The sequence below is a fragment of the Pseudomonas sp. C321 genome (assembly GCF_055407105.1).
The window spans coordinates 536,391-554,389 of record NZ_JBUZRB010000002.1; the positions used below are offsets into that span (position 1 = coordinate 536,391).

General features: G+C 60.6%; 13 protein-coding genes. 6 read left to right on the forward strand and 7 right to left on the reverse strand.

Annotated features, from left to right (window positions below; all coding sequences use genetic code 11):
- Positions 1 to 83: 83 nt before the first annotated feature.
- From ACZRJ6_RS08470 to ACZRJ6_RS08480, 3 genes are read left to right on the forward strand one after another with little or no spacing between them, the layout of a single operon-like run.
- The gene (locus ACZRJ6_RS08470; protein ID WP_463967567.1) at positions 84 to 707 is read left to right on the forward strand and encodes an FMN-binding negative transcriptional regulator; all 624 of its coding nucleotides are present in this window, start codon (positions 84 to 86) and stop codon (positions 705 to 707) included.
- A gap of 11 nt (positions 708 to 718) precedes the next feature.
- Positions 719 to 1,165, forward strand: a complete 447-nt coding sequence (locus ACZRJ6_RS08475) for an N-acetyltransferase family protein (protein WP_463967566.1) — start codon at positions 719 to 721, stop codon at positions 1,163 to 1,165.
- A 10-nt stretch (positions 1,166 to 1,175) separates the two neighbouring features.
- Positions 1,176 to 1,847, forward strand: coding sequence for a GNAT family N-acetyltransferase (locus ACZRJ6_RS08480; protein WP_463967565.1), 672 nt, complete (start codon positions 1,176 to 1,178; stop codon positions 1,845 to 1,847).
- A gap of 40 nt (positions 1,848 to 1,887) precedes the next feature.
- Here ACZRJ6_RS08480 and ACZRJ6_RS08485 read toward each other — a convergent pair whose 3' ends face one another.
- Positions 1,888 to 2,163 (reverse strand): helix-turn-helix domain-containing protein, encoded by a 276-nt coding sequence (locus tag ACZRJ6_RS08485; protein WP_149412530.1) that lies wholly within the window; start codon positions 2,161 to 2,163, stop codon positions 1,888 to 1,890.
- Positions 2,160 to 3,500 carry a HipA domain-containing protein gene (locus ACZRJ6_RS08490; RefSeq protein WP_463967564.1) on the reverse strand — a complete coding sequence of 447 codons (1,341 nt, stop codon included), beginning with the start codon at positions 3,498 to 3,500 and terminating at the stop codon, positions 2,160 to 2,162. The genes ACZRJ6_RS08485 and ACZRJ6_RS08490 overlap by 4 nt, the downstream gene beginning before the upstream one ends.
- A gap of 222 nt (positions 3,501 to 3,722) precedes the next feature.
- On the opposite strand from ACZRJ6_RS08490, the gene ACZRJ6_RS08495 reads away from it, so the two are divergent.
- A complete protein-coding gene (locus ACZRJ6_RS08495; protein ID WP_463967563.1) occupies positions 3,723 to 6,695 on the forward strand; it encodes an autotransporter outer membrane beta-barrel domain-containing protein in 2,973 nt (990 codons plus the stop codon).
- Positions 6,696 to 6,770: 75 nt separating this feature from the next.
- Here the strand turns inward: ACZRJ6_RS08495 and oadA are convergent, their stop codons facing one another.
- Together oadA and ACZRJ6_RS08505 are read right to left on the reverse strand one after the other, a co-directional pair.
- Positions 6,771 to 8,594: a sodium-extruding oxaloacetate decarboxylase subunit alpha gene (gene oadA / locus ACZRJ6_RS08500; protein WP_133100694.1), complete on the reverse strand. Its 1,824-nt coding sequence runs from the start codon at positions 8,592 to 8,594 to the stop codon at positions 6,771 to 6,773.
- Positions 8,595 to 8,605: 11 nt separating this feature from the next.
- Positions 8,606 to 10,021, reverse strand: a complete 1,416-nt coding sequence (locus ACZRJ6_RS08505; protein WP_133100693.1) for an acetyl-CoA carboxylase biotin carboxylase subunit — start codon at positions 10,019 to 10,021, stop codon at positions 8,606 to 8,608.
- A gap of 192 nt (positions 10,022 to 10,213) precedes the next feature.
- Here ACZRJ6_RS08505 and ACZRJ6_RS08510 point away from each other — a divergent pair, with 192 nt between their 5' ends.
- Positions 10,214 to 11,188 (forward strand): LysR family transcriptional regulator, encoded by a 975-nt coding sequence (locus ACZRJ6_RS08510; protein WP_463967562.1) that lies wholly within the window; start codon positions 10,214 to 10,216, stop codon positions 11,186 to 11,188.
- Here ACZRJ6_RS08510 and ACZRJ6_RS08515 read toward each other — a convergent pair.
- The 3 genes from ACZRJ6_RS08515 to ACZRJ6_RS08525 all read right to left on the reverse strand — a co-directional run bounded on the left by ACZRJ6_RS08515 (position 11,118) and on the right by ACZRJ6_RS08525 (position 15,347).
- Positions 11,118 to 11,312, reverse strand: coding sequence for a PA3496 family putative envelope integrity protein (locus ACZRJ6_RS08515; protein WP_463967561.1), 195 nt, complete (start codon positions 11,310 to 11,312; stop codon positions 11,118 to 11,120). The genes ACZRJ6_RS08510 and ACZRJ6_RS08515 overlap by 71 nt on opposite strands.
- A gap of 132 nt (positions 11,313 to 11,444) precedes the next feature.
- Positions 11,445 to 12,311, reverse strand: a complete 867-nt coding sequence (gene hexR, locus ACZRJ6_RS08520) for a transcriptional regulator HexR (RefSeq protein WP_133100690.1) — start codon at positions 12,309 to 12,311, stop codon at positions 11,445 to 11,447.
- Between the two features lie 162 nt (positions 12,312 to 12,473).
- Positions 12,474 to 15,347, reverse strand: a complete 2,874-nt coding sequence (locus ACZRJ6_RS08525; RefSeq protein WP_463967560.1) for an EAL domain-containing protein — start codon at positions 15,345 to 15,347, stop codon at positions 12,474 to 12,476.
- 278 nt (positions 15,348 to 15,625) lie between these two features.
- On the opposite strand from ACZRJ6_RS08525, the gene uvrD reads away from it, so the two are divergent.
- Positions 15,626 to 17,809 (forward strand): DNA helicase II, encoded by a 2,184-nt coding sequence (uvrD, locus tag ACZRJ6_RS08530; RefSeq protein WP_463967559.1) that lies wholly within the window; start codon positions 15,626 to 15,628, stop codon positions 17,807 to 17,809.
- The last annotated feature ends 190 nt before the right edge of the window (positions 17,810 to 17,999 follow it).

Sequence of the window (17,999 nt, forward strand, 5' to 3'; positions counted from 1 at the left end):
GACCTATAAAATTGACCAAAGATGGCTCTTACAACGAACCATTAGCCTGCCTAGGATGCAGCCATTCGCCAAGGAAAATCTTCATGTACACACCCCGTGCCTTCGCCCTCGACGATTTGCCCCAATTGCAGCAACTGATCCAACACACACGCTTGGCGCAGTTGGTGACGTTTGGTGAACATGGCCTGCAAGCCAGCCACTTGCCGCTGCTGCTCAACCCCGATGAAGGCCCTAGCGGCACACTGTACGGGCACGTGGCCAAGGCCAATCGGCAGTGGCAGGACCTGCAGAATGGCAGCGAGGCGCTGGTGATTTTTGCCGGCGCCGAGGCCTACGTCAGCCCGGCGTTTTACCCGGCCAAGGCCGAGCACGGCAAAGTGGTGCCCACCTGGAATTACCTGGCGGTGCATGCTTACGGCCAGGCTGAGGTGTTCACCGATGCCCAGCGCTTGCTCACCCTGGTCAGCGCCCTGACCGACCGTCACGAATCTGGCCGTGCCCAGCCGTGGAAGGTGACTGATGCGCCAGCCGAGTACATTGAAGGCATGCTCAAGGCCATCGTCGGCTTCGCCCTGCCGATCCAGCGCCTGGAAGGCAAACGCAAACTCAGCCAGAACCGCAGCGCGGCGGATATCGCCGGTGTACGTGAAGGGTTGGCCGCCAGCACCGACGTGCGCGACCAGACCCTCGCCCAACTCATTCCTTAAGGAGCCCCATCATGAGCCCGATCGAGATCCGCCAGGTTAGCGCCACCGACCAGGTTGCCTGGCTGGCGCTGTGGCAGGCGTACCTACGCTTCTACAACACCGAACTGCCGGATGCCGTCAGCCAGAGCACCTGGCAGCGCCTGATCAACGCCAACGAGCCAACTCACTCGGCCCTGGCATGGAAAGACGGCACCGCCGTGGGCATGGTCAACTTCATCTACCATCGCTCCAACTGGAGCATCGAGAACTCCTGCTACCTGCAGGACTTGCTGGTGGACCCCGCGCAACGGGGCACCGGCATAGGCCGCAAGCTGATCGAATTCGTCTACGCCACCGCCAAGGCCGATGGCTGCTGCAAGGTCCACTGGCTTACCCATGAGACCAACGCCACGGCCATCCAATTGTACGAACGCATTGCCGAACGCCCCGGCTTCATCCAGTTTCGCAAAGGTCTTTAAGGAGAGCAGCATGACAACAACGCTTGCAGACTGGAAAGGGGCTCCCGCACCCTCCATTACCCTCATCGAGGGGCGCTTCATCCGCCTGGAAAAGCTTGACCCCGTCCGCCACGGCGACGGCCTGTGGCAAGCCCTCGATGGCCCCGGTGCCGATCCCAAGCTGTGGGACTATTTGCCCTACGGCCCCTTCCCCGAGCGCGGCGCCTTCGATACCTGGTTGAACAACCACTCGGCCAACAGCGACCCGTACTTCTTCTGCGTGATCGACCGCGCCAGTGGCGACGTGCAGGGCATCCTCAGCCTGATGTCCATCGTCCCGGCCCAGGGCCGCATCGAAATCGGCCACGTCACATTCGGCGCACCGATGCAGCGCTCGCCCAAAAGCACCGAGGCGGTGTACCTGCTGGCCAAGCATTCGTTTGAACTGGGCTACCGTCGCCTGGAGTGGAAGTGCAATAACGGCAACGCCCGCTCCAAGTACGCGGCCGAGCGGTTGGGCTTCAGTTTTGAAGGCGTGTTTCGCCAGCACATGGTGGTCAAGGGGCAGAATCGGGATACAGCGTGGTATTCGATCCTGGACTCGGAATGGTCAACGATTGGGGCGGGGTTTAAGCGGTGGCTTTCGGATGAGAATCAGACAGGTTCGGGCCAACTGAAGACGCTGGTTGAGTGCCGCAGCTAGCCAAATGATCGTTCCCACTCGTGAGAACGATCAATGTCGCCTAAATACTGCGCCGAACCTTCACCACCCCCATCTTTAATCCAAACGGCCTGAACACCGCATTCAACGATTTCAGCGTCTGATTACCCTCGCCATGTTCGATATGCACCAAGGTGCGCACAGAAATTTTGCACATCTTGGCGAACTGGCTTTGATGCAGGCCGGTGACTTCGGTTCGCAGGCGGCGTACGGCTTCGCCTATTTCGAGCGTGCCTTGGGCCAGCCCTTGCTCGATGCTCTCGATGACGAGTGCACGTTGCTCAATGGAAAGACTCATCTCAGCCCCCAGTCGGTCAGGCGTTGATCCAAGTCGCGCAGTGCGATGCGCGGATGACTCCACGTCACCTGTGGCAAGCCACTGGCAACCAGAATGTCCGGCAAAGCCCTCAGTACTTCGGCATCTTGGCGCAGCCGTTCGAAGGCCTGAATGGGTTCAACCACCTGCGAAAGTGCCTCGCAAACACCACGCCAGTTGATGTCTCCCGCCACTTCCAGTAGGCCGGGCCATTTCGTTGTACGGGTGATGCCTTCGTCATCCATGACCATGGGTGCCAGGTCGTAAATAGGCGCGAGGCGCAAGCTGTCTTGCCCCCGGATAATGGACGTGTTCCGCCCATGATTATCCGAGTTCCCCAGTATCTTGTTCAGCAAGTCGCGCCGTAGATAATCGGCGACCAAATCGGCCACTTGACCATCCTGGCCAGCTGCTTTCCATAAATCGACCAACAGGTACACCACCTTCACATGGTCCATGGAACTGCCGGGGGCCGTGATGCCTGCCGCCGAGTAAATCGACTCGACCGCGAAACGCTCCACGCCTTGAGCGCCAACGGCGCGATCAAATCGGTGCATCCATAAACTGGGCTTGGAGGCCTCCTCCAGCGCCAGCCCCTGGGCCGCGACGGTCTCAATCCCAAGCGACTGCAGGGCCCTGTAGTAGTGGTATTCACTTCTGAGAATATCTTGGTCCCGCTGTAAGCCTTGATTGCGAGCGAACTTGATAAACCAATGTTGGCTGACCTGGTCATCATCCAGTACCGCATCGGGATACAAAAGCCCGTCATGACTTTGAGTCATGAGCAACTTGGGCGCCTCGCCGCCCGCACCCGTCGCACCGCCAATGGCCGCACCTTGTTCATAGGCGTATTCGAGGAAGCGGTTATCACGCTCGATTACGTCTTGGCGTACAAATCCGATGGCGGGCCGACCGCCCTCTCCCCGAACAGACTCCTTGATACGCATATGCCCGATGGGAGCAGGTGTACTGCGCGCCAGTAGAAACAAGTCGGCACTGATGCCGTCAGGCTTTTCACCGGCCATACGATTTAAAAGGAAGCGTTTGGCCGCACCTGCCGGTGCAATGTCGTACAGGAAGGCGGGGGCATGCTTGAGCGATTCCTGCCCCCAGGTTGGCGGCACTCTGACGCTGACTGACGCAGCAAACAGGGTTTCAATTCGGTCCAGGTGATCAGCCAGATAGGCAGACTCGTATCCAAAACGGCAAGGGCTGGCAAAACCGCTTTGCGGTTCGGCAAACTCCAGGATCATTGCGTCCTGCCAAAGTCCGGCATCAAAAACTTGTAGGGTCAGTTTAAAAGTCGATTCCGTCTGCAATTTAATGCGCCTGAATGTCAGTTAAGGTCGGCTGATTTGCAATATAGTGCATAACTACAATCTATGCAGACTGATAGACGCAATAAAATGCGCATTCTCCGTTCAGACATCGAAAAAACCGCATTAAAGTGCAGATCCTTTACCCGTCATCCCTCCGACATAATCCTGTAAAAACCCTGCGCTATACAGGTCGACTTGTTTCCTACAACAAGGTCGTCCGCCATGCCATTTTTGCCCCATCGTCTTGCACTCGCCATCACCTTGCTGGCCGGCAGCAGTTACATTGAAGCGGCCCCGGCCCCAGTCAAGACGGTACAGATCGACACACCCACCACCACCGCGCAAACCCTGGGTGGCAGTGATTCGTTGACGATCTCGGCACCAGGCAGCATCAGTACCGCCAAGGTGGCCGTCACCCTCAAGGACGGCACCAGTGGCAAGGGCGTGGTGATCGACAACACGGGCAAGGTCACGTCCACCGGTGGCCGGGCCATCGACAGTGCGGGCGACCTTGCCAATGCCCGTACCTACAGCATCTACAACCGCGCCGGCGGGGTGATCCAGGGCGCCAATGATGCGCTGCGCATCGACAGCAACTTCACCAGCGGCAGCCTGTTGATCGATAACAGCGGCACCATTCGCTCCACCACCGGCCAAGGCCTGGACCTGGACGCGATCCGCAGCAGCAACGTGAGCACCACCATCATCAACCGCGCAGGCGGGCTGATTCGTGGTGAGGCCAGTGACGGCATGAAAACCGGTGCCAACGCTACCATCACCAACTACGGCGAAATTTCCACCGGTGATACTCACTCCCGGGATGACAAGTTCGACGGTGTCGACATCGATTCGGCCAGCGGCGTAACCGTAACCAACTACGGGACTATTTCCGGTGGTCGTCACGGCATCACCACTGACCTGGGTGCAACGCTGGCCAACTACGGCACAGTGATCGGTCGCAATGGCTCGGGCTTTGGTTCCGACGGCGACGGCACGGTGATCAACCACGGCACCATCACCGGAGCCTTCTCCGGGCTGCAACCCGATGGCGACGGTGACGGCGTGGACATCGACAAGATCGCCCATATCGAAAACTACGCAGTGATTCAGGGTGCGGGGGCCGGTGGCGTCGACAAGAACGGTTTTGCCAACGGTAGTGAAGGCATCGCCCTTGGCGGCGGCTATGTATTCAATGGTGTCGGTGCGCTGGTCAGTGGCGCCAACAACGCGATCCTCGTGGACGACGGCAGCGACGGTTCGGGACTGGCGGCCACCACCCTGGAAAACCATGGCACCCTCCAGGGCCTGGATGGCTATGGCGTGAAGTTCGTCGGCGAGTTTGCCGACACCGTGATCAACGCAGGCCTCATCAGTGGCAGCAACGGCCTGGCCCTGGACCTGGGCGGCGGCGATGACAGCCTGACACTGCGCAATGGCAGCCGTTTTATCGGCGTGGTCGACGGCGGCACCGGGTACGACCGCCTCACAATGGATGACGCGACCGGCGCCAGCTTCGGTGACAGTCGCAACGTCGAATGGCTGGACGTCAAACAAGGCACCTGGACCCTTACCGGCAGCGGTGACTTCAGCGACGGCGGCGAGATTTTCAGTGGTGCCAAGCTGATCAACCAGGGCGGGATCAGCGGCAATATGACCGTCGATGAAGGCGGGGTTTATGCCGGTGGCGGCAGTGTCGCCAGCTTGCTCGTAAAAGGGACATTGCAGACCAACACCGCCCTCGGCACCGCCACCATCACCCGCGACCTGACCATGACCAGCGGCTCGACCCTTGCCTATGGCGTCAACGCCGACGGCAGCAGCGCCCCGATCAAGGTCGGCGGTACCGCCAACCTCAATGGCGCGACCCTGGCGGTCAATCCCGGTAGCGGCACTTACCCGTGGCAGAGCCACTACACGGTGCTGCAAGCGGGCAGCATCAACGGCATCTTCGCCAAAGTCACTAGCGACTATGCCTTCCTCACCCCGACCCTGGATTACAGCGCCACTCAGGTCGGCCTGACGTACACCCGCAACGACGTGGCCTTCAATCAGCTCGCCAGCACCGGCAACGGCACCAGCGCCGCCAACAGCCTGGCGACCCTGGGCAAAAACAACGCGCTATATAACGCCCTGCTCAACACCACCAACACCAGCGCGGGCGCGGCCATTGAGCAACTGGCCGGCAGCAGCACTGCCAACCTGACCAGCGTCACCCTGGGTGCCAGCGCCCAGGTCGGTGGCAGCATGCTCGCGGCCATGCATCAATTGGGTGGCGGCGCAGGGCTGCTGGTGGGGCTTGATCAGCAGGACACGCCGGTTCTCGCCGCCAGCGGTGTTCCTGCTGCGGCGCGTAATCTCAACGATCCGAACGCCCAGGGCCGCCTGTGGCTGCAAGGTATCGGCAGCTACGGCAAGCTCGACGGCGACCACGCCAGCAACGGCCTGACCCAACGCACCAAGGGCAGCGTGCTCGGCGCCGATTGGGCGCTCAATCCTGAGTGGCGCGTGGGCGTGTTGGGCGGCTACTCCAAGACGGATCTAGATACCACCGGTGTCGACGGCAGCGTAGACAGCTGGCACGCCGGCATCTACGCCATGCGCCAACGCGGGCCGCTGGCCTTGCGCTTGGGTGCTGCGTACAGCGGGCACCAAGGGGACAGCAAACGCACCGTGGCCTTCAACGGTTTCAGCGACCGCCCCAAAGGCGACTACGACGCCAACAGCCAGCAAGCCTTCGTCGAACTGGGCTACGCCATGGGCAGCGGGCGCCTGAGTGCCGAGCCGTTCGCCAACCTCGGTTATCAGCGCTATCACCGTGACAGCTACAACGAAAAAGGTGGCGCCGCCGCCCTGCATGTCGACGGGCAAACCCAGGACAACGTCAGCAGCACCTTCGGTCTGCGCCTGGCGCACCTGAGCCAGCTGGAAAACGGCATCAGCCTCACGCCGCGAGCCAGCGCCGGCTGGAAACACACCTACGGCGACGTCGACAGCAACACCCGCCAGGCCTTCCTGATGGGTGGCACGGCGTTCAATGTCGAAGGTAGCGCCCTGGATCGTGACAGTCTCATGCTCGAAGCCGGGCTGGATGTCGGCTTGTCAGCCCGCCATACCATCGGTGTGGGCTACAGTGGCGAAATAGGCAGTAACAGCCGCAATCATGGCGTCATGGGCCAATGGACCATGGCTTTCTGAAATACCCTTACCCCAGGCGAAAAAAAGGGGGCAGATGCCCCCCGAGGTTTAAACGGTAGTTTCGAAGGCTGTGTATCAGCCTTCGATTTCGATGAGTATTTCGCCAGGGTTGACCCGGTCGCCCTTGGCCACATGAACGGCGGTGACCTTGCCGGCAATCGCCGCCTGGACTTCGGTCTCCATCTTCATCGCTTCAGTGATCAGCACGGCCTGGCCGGCCTTGACTACGTCGCCTTCCTTGACCAGCACATCAACGATATTGCCCGGCATCGCGGTGCTGACATGGCCCGGCTCGCTGGCCTGTTTGCGCTTGCTGGTGCCGCCGCCGACAAACTCGTTGAGCGGTTCGAAGACCACCTCTTCCGGCATGCCGTCGATGGAAAGATAAAAGTGGCGCTTGCCTTCGGCCTTGACGCCGACACCTGTGATGTCGACGCGGTAGCTCTCACCGTGAACATCGATGACGAACTCGGTCGGCACGCCTTCACCGCCAGCACGAGCGACACCGCCAGCTTCGGGGATCGGCAGCAGCACTTCCGGGGTCAAGGTGCCAGCTTCACGCTCTTCGAGGAACTTGCGCCCGATGTCCGGGAACATGGCGTAGGTCAGCACGTCTTCTTCGGACTTGGCCAATGCACCGATTTCGCCGCGCAATCGGGTCATTTCCGGCTTGAGCAGATCCGCCGGACGCACGTCGATGACTTCTTCGCTGCCAATGGCCTGACGCCGCAGTTTTTCGTTCACGGTGCCCGGCGCCTTGCCGTAGCCGCCTTGCAGGTAGAGCTTCACCTCGTTGGTGATGGTCTTGTAGCGCTCGCCGGCCAGCACGTTGAAGAACGCCTGGGTTCCGACGATTTGCGAAGTCGGTGTTACCAACGGTGGGAAGCCGAGATCTTCACGAACCCGTGGAATTTCGGCCAGCACTTCGCTCATGCGGTTCAGCGCGCCCTGTTCTTTCAACTGGTTGGCCAGGTTGGAGATCATCCCGCCCGGTACCTGGTTGACTTGCACGCGGGTATCGACAGCGGTGAATTCGCTTTCGAACTGGTGGTACTTCTTGCGCACGGCATAGAAGTACAGGCCGATTTCCTGCAGCAACCCCAGGTCCAGGCCGGTGTCGAATTCGCTGCCTTTAAGGGCGGCGACCATCGACTCGGTGCCAGGGTGGCTGGTGCCCCAGGCGAAGCTGGAGATGGCGGTGTCGATATGGTCGGCGCCGTTTTCGATGGCCTTGAGTTGGCACATCGCGGCCAGGCCAGCGGTGTCGTGGGAGTGGATGAATACTGGCAGGCTTTGCTCGGTCTTCAGTGCCTTGACCAACTCGCCCGTGGCGTACGGGGTCAACAGACCAGCCATGTCCTTGATCGCCACCGAGTCGCAACCCATGGCTTCCATTTGCTTGGCCTGGGCCACGAACGCGTCGATGGTATGCACCGGGCTGGTGGTGTAGGCGATAGTGCCCTGGGCGTGTTTGCCGGCGGCTTTCACCGCCTCGATGGCGACCCGCAGGTTACGCACGTCGTTCATCGCATCAAAAATGCGGAACACGTCGACGCCATTGACCGCGGCCTTGGCGACGAAAGCTTTGACCACGTCGTCGCTGTAGTGGCGGTAACCCAGCAGGTTCTGGCCGCGCAGGAGCATTTGCAGGCGCGTGTTAGGCAACGCCGCACGCAGTTTGCGCAGGCGCTCCCACGGGTCTTCTTTCAGAAAGCGCACGCAGGCGTCGAAAGTCGCGCCGCCCCAGACTTCCAGGGACCAGTAGCCGACTTTGTCGAGTTTGTCGCAGATCGGCAGCATGTCGTCGGTGCGCATGCGAGTCGCCAGCAACGATTGGTGGGCGTCGCGCAGGATGGTGTCGGTTACGAATATTTTTTTGGAAACAGGAGTCTTGGACATTGTTGTATTCCTCACAGGCCTGCGTGGGCGGCGATGGCGGCGGCGATGGCCAGGGCCAGCTCTTCGGGTTTGCGCTTGATCGAGTAGTTGGTCAGCTCAGGGTGGCTTTCCACAAAACTGGTGTTGAACTGGCCGCTACGGAATTCCGGGTTGCGCAGGATTTCCTGGTAATACGCCGCGGTGGTCTTTACGCCTTGCAGGCGCATGTCGTCCAGGGCGCGCAGGCCACGGTCCATGGCCTCTTCCCAGGTCAACGCCCAGACCACCAGCTTCAGGCACATGGAGTCGTAGTACGGCGGAATGGTGTAGCCGGTGTAGATCGCCGTGTCGGTGCGCACGCCGGGGCCGCCGGGGGCGTAGTAACGGGTGATCTTGCCGAAGCTGGGAAGGAAGTTGTTTTTCGGGTCTTCGGCGTTGATGCGAAACTGCAACGCGAAACCACGGTGCTGGATGTCTTCCTGCTTGACCGACAGCGGCAGGCCAGAGGCGATGCGGATTTGCTCACGGACAATGTCGATGCCGGTGATTTCTTCGGTGATGGTGTGTTCCACCTGCACCCGGGTGTTCATCTCCATGAAGTACACCTCGCCTTCGGCGAGCAAAAACTCCACGGTACCGGCGTTCTCATAGCCCACGGCCTTGGCGGCGCGCACGGACAGATCGCCAATATAGGCGCGCTGTTCAGGGGTCAGTTGCGGGCTTGGAGCGATTTCGATGAGCTTCTGGTTGCGACGCTGGATCGAGCAGTCGCGCTCGAATAGATGTACGACGTTGCCAAAGCTGTCACCGAGGATCTGCGCCTCGATGTGCTTGGGATTGACGATGCATTTCTCCAGGAACACTTCCGCCGAACCGAAGGCCTTGGTGGCTTCGGAAATGACGCGGGGGAAGGCTTGTTCGAGTTCTTCAGGGCTGTTGCAGCGGCGAATACCGCGACCGCCACCACCGGAGGTGGCCTTGAGCATCACCGGGTAGCCGATGCGATCGCCTTCAGTCAGCGCTTCGGCAATGTCTGCAACGTTGCCTTCGGTGCCAGGCGTAACCGGCACGCCGGCCTTGATCATGCTGCGGCGGGCTTCGGTCTTGTCGCCCATGCGGCGAATGACTTCTGCCGACGGGCCAATGAATTTAATACCGCGCTCGGCGCAAATGTCTGCCAGCTCGGCGTTTTCCGAGAGGAAGCCGTAGCCGGGGTGCAGCGCGTCGCAACCGGTCTCCACCGCCAGGTTCACCAGCTTGCGCGGGTTCAGGTAACCGGCCAGGGGCTCGGCACCGATGCTGTGGGCCTCGTCGGCACGCTTTACATGCAGGGCGTGGCGATCGGCATCGGAATAGACCGCGACCGAACGGATACCCATCTCGGCGCAGGCTCGCACGATACGTACGGCAATCTCACCACGGTTGGCGATCAGGATCTTTGTTATCACTTGGAAATTCCCTTGAGCCGATGGCTACCTTCGACCTGCTAGACCAGGTCGGCGCGTGACCAGATGTTTCAAGCCAGTCGCGTGACACACACTATGCGCATGTAGGGATTAACAAAAATCAATAATAATTGGGTTGTGTATAAGTAAAGACTTATAGTCAGCGCAATAGAGGCCTGCTGGAGTGTTGTAATAATGCGTAAGTCATTGATGCGTATGACATTGCGTCAGTTACAGATTTTCAATGAGGTCTGTGATTTACGCTCCTACAGCCGTGCAGCCGAGGAAATGTCACTCACTCAACCGGCCGTCAGCCTGCAAATCAAGCAGCTGGAAGTGCTGGTAGGTCAGCCGCTGTTCGATTACGTCGGCAAAAAGCTCTACATGACCGAAGCCGCCGAAGCACTGCAACGGGCCAGCCGAGATATTTTCGGGCGCCTGGAAAACCTCGACATGCAGCTCTCGGACATGCAGGGCTCGTTGCAGGGCCAACTAAAGCTGGCGGTGGAGTCCAGCGCCAAGTATTTCGTGCCGCACCTGTTCGCCGCCTTCAAGCGCCAACATCCGGAAGTTAACCTGCAGTTGACGGTGGTCAATCGCGCCCAAGTGATTAGAAGGCTTTCCGACAACCGCGATGACTTGGTCATCATGTCCATGGTGCCCCAGGACATGGGCCTGGAATTCCTGCCATTCCTCAACAACCCGATTGTGGCGGTGGCCCTGCCCGATCACCCGCTGAGCCAGCAAGGAACGCTGCGCTTGCAGGATCTTGAACCCTACACGCTGCTAGTGCGCGAGCCCGGCTCCGGGACGCGCAAAGCCTGCGAAGAGTACTTCAAGGAAAAACGCGTGCACTTCACCCAGACGGTGGAAGTGGCCTCGGCGGAGGCGCAGCGCGAATGCGTAGTCGCAGGTTTGGGCGTAGCGCTGCTGACGCGCCACGCCCTGAACCTGGAGCTGGCCACCGGCGGGCTCAAGGAGCTGCCGGTAGAAGAGCTGCCGCTGTACCGCAGTTGGTGCCTGGTGCAGGCCAAAGCCAAGCGCCTGTCACCGGTGGCCCATGCATTTCTGGGCTTTATCCGCAGCGAGCGGGTGCAGATCAGCGCCCTGGCTGAGCGCTTCGCAGGGCTGCCGCCGGCGCCTGCCAATGCAGTTCCGGATAGTCGGTGATGTCATGGAGCAACTGGCGCTGGTCACAGTGATCTTCAATTGCGCGACGGAACGCCATGCGGCGCTGGTCTTCCTGTTGCCGACGAGTCTTGAGGGTGCTGCTTTCTTCGTATTGCCGGGCCATTTCGAGTCTCCCAATGCGAGTACGGGGAGTTCAGAGTGGGCCCTTCGGATGACGATTTAGCGGCGCAGGGATGACAGAGATGTGAAAGTTACCCTGTGGCAATCCGACAAGTCTCCTCGCCACAGCCCACGTTCAGTCGTCGAGGGCTTTGACCGACTTGGGCGACAAGCGAAGGCTGCGCAGACTGCGCTTGACGCTCTTGAGGTGGTTGACCAGGCTCGGGCCGCGGGCCATGGCCACGCCCATCGCCAACACGTCGATCACCACCAGGTGGGCGATACGCGAAGTCAGCGGGGTGTAGATTTCGGTGTCTTCGTGCACGTCGATCGCCAGGTTGATCGTCGACAGCTCCGCCAACGGCGTCTGGCTCGGGCACAAGGTGATCAGCGAGGCGCCGCTTTCACGCACCAGGTTGGCAGTGATCAGCAGGTCCTTGGAGCGCCCGGACTGGGAAATGCAGATCGCCACATCAGTAGGCTTCAACGTCACCGCCGACATCGCCTGCATGTGTGGGTCGCTGTAGGCCGCTGCTGTCAGCAGCAGGCGGAAGAATTTGTGCTGGGCATCCGCCGCCACCGCGCCGGACGCGCCAAAGCCATAAAACTCCACGCGCTGGGCCTGGGACATGGCCGTCACCGCCTTCTGCAACTCCACCGGATCGAGCTTTTCTCGCACTTCCATGAGGGTGTGCAAGGTGGTGTCGAAGATTTTCAGGCTGTAGTCGGCGACCGAGTCGTCTTCGTGAATGGCGAACTGCCCGAAGCTCGCACCGGCCGCAAGGCTCTGGGCCAGCTTCAGCTTCAAGTCCTGGAACCCGGAGCAACCGATGGCGCGACAGAAGCGCACGATGGTTGGCTCGCTGATACCGACGCTGTGGGCCAGGTCCGCCATGGAACTGTGCATCACGGCCGCAGGGTCAAGCAGCACATGATCGGCAACCTTGAGTTCCGATTTGCGTAACAGGTGGCGCGACTGGGCGATATGTTGCAACAGGTTCAAAGGGAAGGACTCTTGTTATTGGCTGATGCCGGGGATGTAGCAAGCTTGTAGTTATACTACAAGAATTGCTGGTTTGCCCGTTCGATGCATCACTTAATCGCCCTGCTGCCCCCTGATTTAGCGGGCAGGCTCTTTGTAGCCGGTGGTGCGGCCTGGACTCCACTATCGAAAATCTGCATTTTTCCGTAACAAATCCGCCAACCCTTCGGCCTCCATCGGCCGGCTGATCAAATAGCCTTGCACCTCATCGCAATGCTCGGCCCTGAGGAAATCCAGCTGCTGCTGATCTTCCACGCCCTCGGCCACCACCTTGAGGGACAAGCCATGGGCCATGGCGATGATCGCCCGGGTAATCGCCGCGTCTTCGCGGCCCTGGCCCAGGCCCCGGATAAACGTCTGGTCGATTTTCACGTAGTCCACGGGGATACGTTTGAGGTAACTGAGGGACGAGTAGCCGGTGCCAAAATCGTCGATGGCCAGCTTGACCCCCAGGTCGCGCAGTTGCTGGAAGGTAGAGATGATGTGCTCAACGCTGTCGAGCAACTGGCTTTCGGTCAGCTCCAGTTCCAGGCACTGCGGCGCCAACCCGGTTTCTTCCAACACCTGGCGCACCAGACTGACCAGCTTGCCCTGGCGTAATTGATGTACCGACAGGTTGACCGACACGCGGATCGGCGCCAGCCCCTGGCGCTGCCACTCGCACGCCTGCCAGCAGGCCTGGCGCAGGACGAACTCACCCAAAGGCACAATCAATCCGGTCTCTTCCGCCAAGCCAATGAAATCGCCGGGCGGCACGCTGCCCCACTGCGGATGATCCCAGCGCACCAGCGCTTCGGCGGCGTTCATCTTGCCCGTCACCAGGCACAGTTTGGGCTGGTAGAACACCTTCAGCTGACGCTCATCAATGGCCTTGCGTAACTGGTTCTCCAACTGCAAGCGCTCCAGGGTGCTGGCTTGCAGGCTGTCGGTATAGAACTGGAAATTATTGCCGCCCAGATGTTTGGCATGTTGCATGGCCATGTTCGACTGGCTGACCAGCGCGGAAACTTCCCGTGCATTATCCGGCAACAGGCTGACGCCCATGGAAGCACTGACCACCAGTTCATGCCCTTCCACCGCCACCGGTACCCGTAGCTTGGCCAGCAGGCGCGTCGCCACCCGCGCCAGGCTCGACAAGCTGCCATAGGCGTCAAACAGCACCGCAAACTCATCGCCGGAAAGCCTGGCAATGGTGTCAGCTTCTGGCAAGGCGTTGATCAGCCGACGGGCCATTTTTTGCAACAACTGGTCGGCGACTTCGTGGCCAAGGCTGTCATTGAGGAGCTTGAACCGATCCAGGTTGATGTGCAGCAAAGCCAGGCTGCGACCGCCCTGGCGCACCCGCTGATGGGCTTCGCGTAGCCGCTCGCGGAACAACGAGCGATTCGCCAGCCCCGTCAACTCATCGTAGTGCGTGAGGTAGCGCATGCGCTCTTCAGATTCGCGTCGCGCCGACAGATCGGCGAAGAAGCCCACGATATGACTGACGTTTCCGCGAACATCGCGCACGACGTTCAGCTGTAGCCACTGAGGGTAAAGCTCGCCATTTTTCCGTGCCTCTACCAGTTCACCCTGCCAGGTGCCTTGGCTTTGCAAGGCTTGGCGGATCGCCGGAAAGTGGCGCCGGGCATCGCGGCTGCTAGGCAACTCGACGACATTGCGCCCGAGCATGTCGTCGATTTCAAAACCGGTCACGCGGCTGAACGCCTGGTTGACGGCGATCAACGCATAATTGGGGTCGAGAATCACAATGCCTTCACTGGCCGCCTCGAATACCGTCGATGCGAGCCGTAGCTGTTCTTCCAGAACCTTGCCAGCGCTGATGTCGCGCCGGGTGCCGAGCATCCGCGTAACGCGCCCGCTGGCCGAGCGCTCCACGGCGCGGCCGCGGTCCTGGATCCAGACCCAGTGGCCGTCGCCATGGCGCACCCGGTATTCCACCAGATAGTCCTCGCTGCGGCCTTTCAAATGCTCAACCAGGGCGCGCTTGAGCAGCGGCAAATCGTCTGGGTGCAGGCGCGGCTTGAGGTGACTAAGCATCGCCGTGACATATTCCGGCTCCAGGCCGAACAGCTCCTTGAGCTGGGTGTGGTGGACTTCGTCGCTCTGCAGGTTCCAGTCCCACAGGCCCAACTCGCTGGCCTGCAACGCCAACGCCAGGCGCGCTTCGCTTTTGCTCAAGGCCGAACTGGCGGCGTCCAGTTCCTGGCTGCGCTGCTCGACGCGGTTCTGCAAACCGATCTGGGCCTCACGCAGCTCTTGCTCGACCTGACGCCGCTGCTCGACTTCGCGAACCAGATCCTGATTCAACTGTTCGCTGCGCTGCTGGGCCTGCTGCAAGTGCTCTATCAACGCCTGATTCTGGAAGCGGCGCCGCAGCCCACGCTGAATCAAACGGTTGACCTGCCACGCCACCACGCTCAGGGACGCCAGCAGAATCAGGCCCAGGACCCCCCAACCTTGCAACTGCGGATCGCCGCTCCAGAACAGATAGACGATGGCCGGCACCAGGCAGGGCAAGGCAAACGACAGAAATGCCAACAGGCTCACCGCATAGGCAACGCTGGCCGACAGTGTTGCCGCGCCGATCAGGCCGAATACCCAGGCCTGTTGCGCAAAGCTGTCTACCGGCACCAGGGCGATGGCGGCGCTGGCCAGGGTCAGGCCGCCTACGGCCGACCCCAACATGAACATACGGCGCCAGATCGGCTGCGCCTGTCGACTGGGCATGGCGCAATCGAACGCGGCCACCTGGATCACCCGCAAAGCCACCAGCGCCAGCAGCCATACCAGCCAAATGCTGACTAACACATAGCGCTGCGGGCTCCAGAGCAACCAGGCGCAGACCAGACCGTTAAGCAACATCAATAAGGTGGGCAGCAGCGAGCCTTGGTACAACAGGCGCGTGCGCTCGACTGCCATCTCCATGGCGTAGTGTTTGCGGATAACCTGCGCAGGCGCCGCGGAGGTGCTTGGCGGGTTAGTGCTGAGGGTCATAGGCAGTGTTCTTATAATGGTGAGCCCGAAACGTCGACGGAGCATACACAAGCAAGCGGACAGACCAAACTGCTCCACGTCATAAAAACCGTGCAATAAATGGCCGCAAACCTTGGGGCCAGAGGACTTGAGTGAGGCGGGGCGCGGGCTACAGAGGTTGACCGACCGGTCATCACCGCAATTGGATTGTTTGCCCCTTGTCCATCGCTGGCGGTTTTTCCTTCGGCCTCCCGACATTGAGATTTGCCCACCTTCCCCCGGCACCCTAGAATGCGCCGATGCGCGATGATCTCTCCCTTTTGCTGAATTCTCTCAACGATGCCCAACGCCAGGCCGTAGCGGCCCCCGTTGGCCGTCAGTTGGTCCTGGCCGGTGCTGGCTCCGGTAAAACCCGAGTGCTGGTGCACCGTATCGCCTGGTTGATCCAGGTCGAAAACGCCTCGTCTCATTCGATCCTGTCGGTGACCTTCACCAACAAGGCCGCTGCCGAGATGCGCCATCGCATCGAGCAGTTGATGGGCATCAGCCCGGCCGGCATGTGGGTCGGTACCTTCCACGGCCTGGCGCACCGCCTGTTGCGGGCCCACTGGCAGGAAGCCGGCCTGAGCCAGACCTTCCAGATTCTCGACAGCGACGACCAGCAACGCCTGGTCAAGCGGGTAATCCGCGAGCTGGGCCTGGACGAACAGCGCTGGCCGGTCCGTCAGGCCCAGTGGTTTATCAACGGCCAGAAAGACGAAGGCCTGCGCCCGCAACATATCCAGGCCAGCGGCGATCTGTTCCTGGCGACCATGCGCAGCATCTATGAAGCCTACGAGGTTGCCTGCCAGCGCGCCGGCGTCATCGACTTCTCCGAACTGCTGCTGCGCGCCCTCGACCTGTGGCGCGACCACCCCGGTTTGCTGGCGCACTATCAGAAGCGCTTCCGCCATGTGCTGGTGGACGAGTTCCAGGACACCAACGCCGTGCAGTACGCATGGTTGCGCTTGCTGGCCAAGGGCGGCGACAGCTTGATGGTGGTGGGCGACGATGATCAGTCGATCTACGGCTGGCGCGGCGCGAAGATCGAGAACATCTACCAGTACTCCGATGACTTTCCAGACGCAGAAACCATTCGCCTGGAGCAGAACTATCGCTCCACTGCCGGGATTCTCAAGGCCGCCAACGCCTTGATCGCCAACAACACCGGACGCCTGGGCAAAGAGTTGTGGACCGACGGCGATGAAGGCGAAGCAATCAACCTGTATGCCGCCTTCAACGAACACGATGAAGCGCGCTACGTGGTGGAAACCATTGAAAGCGCCCTGAAAACCGGGCTGGCCCGCAGCGACATCGCCATTCTGTATCGCTCCAACGCCCAATCGCGGGTGCTGGAAGAAGCCTTGCTGCGCGAACGCATCCCGTACCGCATCTATGGCGGGCAGCGCTTCTTCGAGCGAGCCGAAATCAAGAACGCCATGGCCTACCTGCGCTTGCTGGAAGGCCGTGGCAACGATGCGGCGCTGGAGCGGGTGATCAATCTCCCGGCCCGGGGCATCGGCGAAAAGACCATCGAAGCCATTCGCGATCACGCTCGCCACAGCGATGTGTCGATGTGGGAAGCCATGCGCTTGCTGATCGCCAATAAAGGCCTGACCGGCCGTGCCGCCGGTGCGTTGGCCGTGTTTGTCGAGCTGATCGAGAACCTGGCCGCCAAGTGCATGGAAATGCCCCTGCATCTGATGACCCAGACCGTTATCGAACAATCCGGCCTGATCGCCTACCACGAAGCGGAAAAAGGCGAGAAAGGCCAGGCTCGGGTAGAAAACCTTGAGGAGTTGGTCAGTGCCGCCCGCGCCTTCGAAAACAGCGAAGAAGATGCCGAGCTGTCGCCGCTGTCGGCCTTCCTCGGGCATGCGTCGCTGGAAGCTGGCGATACCCAGGCCGATGAGCATGAAGACAGCGTGCAGTTGATGACGCTGCACAGCGCCAAGGGCCTGGAGTTCCCTTATGTGTTCCTGGTGGGCATGGAAGAAGGGCTGTTCCCTCACAAGATGAGCCTGGAGGAACCGGGACGCCTGGAAGAGGAGCGCCGCCTGGCTTACGTCGGCATCACCCGAGCCATGCAGAACCTGGTGATGACCTACGCCGAAACCCGACGCCTGTACGGCAGCGAGACCTACAACAAAGTGTCACGCTTCGTACGCGAAGTGCCGAAGGGGCTGATTCAGGAAGTGCGGCTGTCCAACAGCGTCAGCCGGCCGTTCGGTGGCGGCCAACAGCAGAATTCCAGCAGCATGTTCGCTGGTGCGGAAATCCCGGAGACACCATTCAGCCTCGGCCAGCAGGTCAAGCACGCGATCTTCGGCGAAGGCGTGATCCTCAACTTCGAAGGCGCCGGGGCCCAGGCTCGGGTACAGGTGAACTTTGCCGAAGGCAGTAAATGGTTGATGCTGGGTTACGCCAAGCTGGAAGCCGTCTAAGCCACCGGTCAAAGATGAACGGTAATGGCCCACCCCTTGCTTTTACGGGAGATGGGCCAATATCTGTAATACGTCCTACAGATCATTCTGTATCGGTCTTACGCAAAAGCCCGAAACATTATGCCGCTAGCCACTGACATTACACCTGTGCAACATGGCGCGCGTGCAGTCCACAAATGGGAATTCCCTT

Bases quoted from the DNA above. Each gene is read 5' to 3' on its own strand.
- ACZRJ6_RS08470 (WP_463967567.1), top strand. From the start codon at position 84: ATGTACACACCCCGTGCCTTCGCCCTCGACGATTTGCCCCAATTGCAG.
- ACZRJ6_RS08475 (WP_463967566.1), top strand. From the start codon at position 719: ATGAGCCCGATCGAGATCCGCCAGGTTAGCGCCACCGACCAGGTTGCC.
- ACZRJ6_RS08480 (WP_463967565.1), top strand. From the start codon at position 1,176: ATGACAACAACGCTTGCAGACTGGAAAGGGGCTCCCGCACCCTCCATT.
- ACZRJ6_RS08485 (WP_149412530.1), bottom strand. From the start codon at position 2,163: ATGAGTCTTTCCATTGAGCAACGTGCACTCGTCATCGAGAGCATCGAG.
- ACZRJ6_RS08495 (WP_463967563.1), top strand. From the start codon at position 3,723: ATGCCATTTTTGCCCCATCGTCTTGCACTCGCCATCACCTTGCTGGCC.
- oadA (WP_133100694.1), bottom strand. From the start codon at position 8,594: ATGTCCAAGACTCCTGTTTCCAAAAAAATATTCGTAACCGACACCATC.
- ACZRJ6_RS08510 (WP_463967562.1), top strand. From the start codon at position 10,214: ATGCGTAAGTCATTGATGCGTATGACATTGCGTCAGTTACAGATTTTC.
- ACZRJ6_RS08515 (WP_463967561.1), bottom strand. From the start codon at position 11,312: ATGGCCCGGCAATACGAAGAAAGCAGCACCCTCAAGACTCGTCGGCAA.
- ACZRJ6_RS08525 (WP_463967560.1), bottom strand. From the start codon at position 15,347: ATGACCCTCAGCACTAACCCGCCAAGCACCTCCGCGGCGCCTGCGCAG.
- uvrD (WP_463967559.1), top strand. From the start codon at position 15,626: ATGCGCGATGATCTCTCCCTTTTGCTGAATTCTCTCAACGATGCCCAA.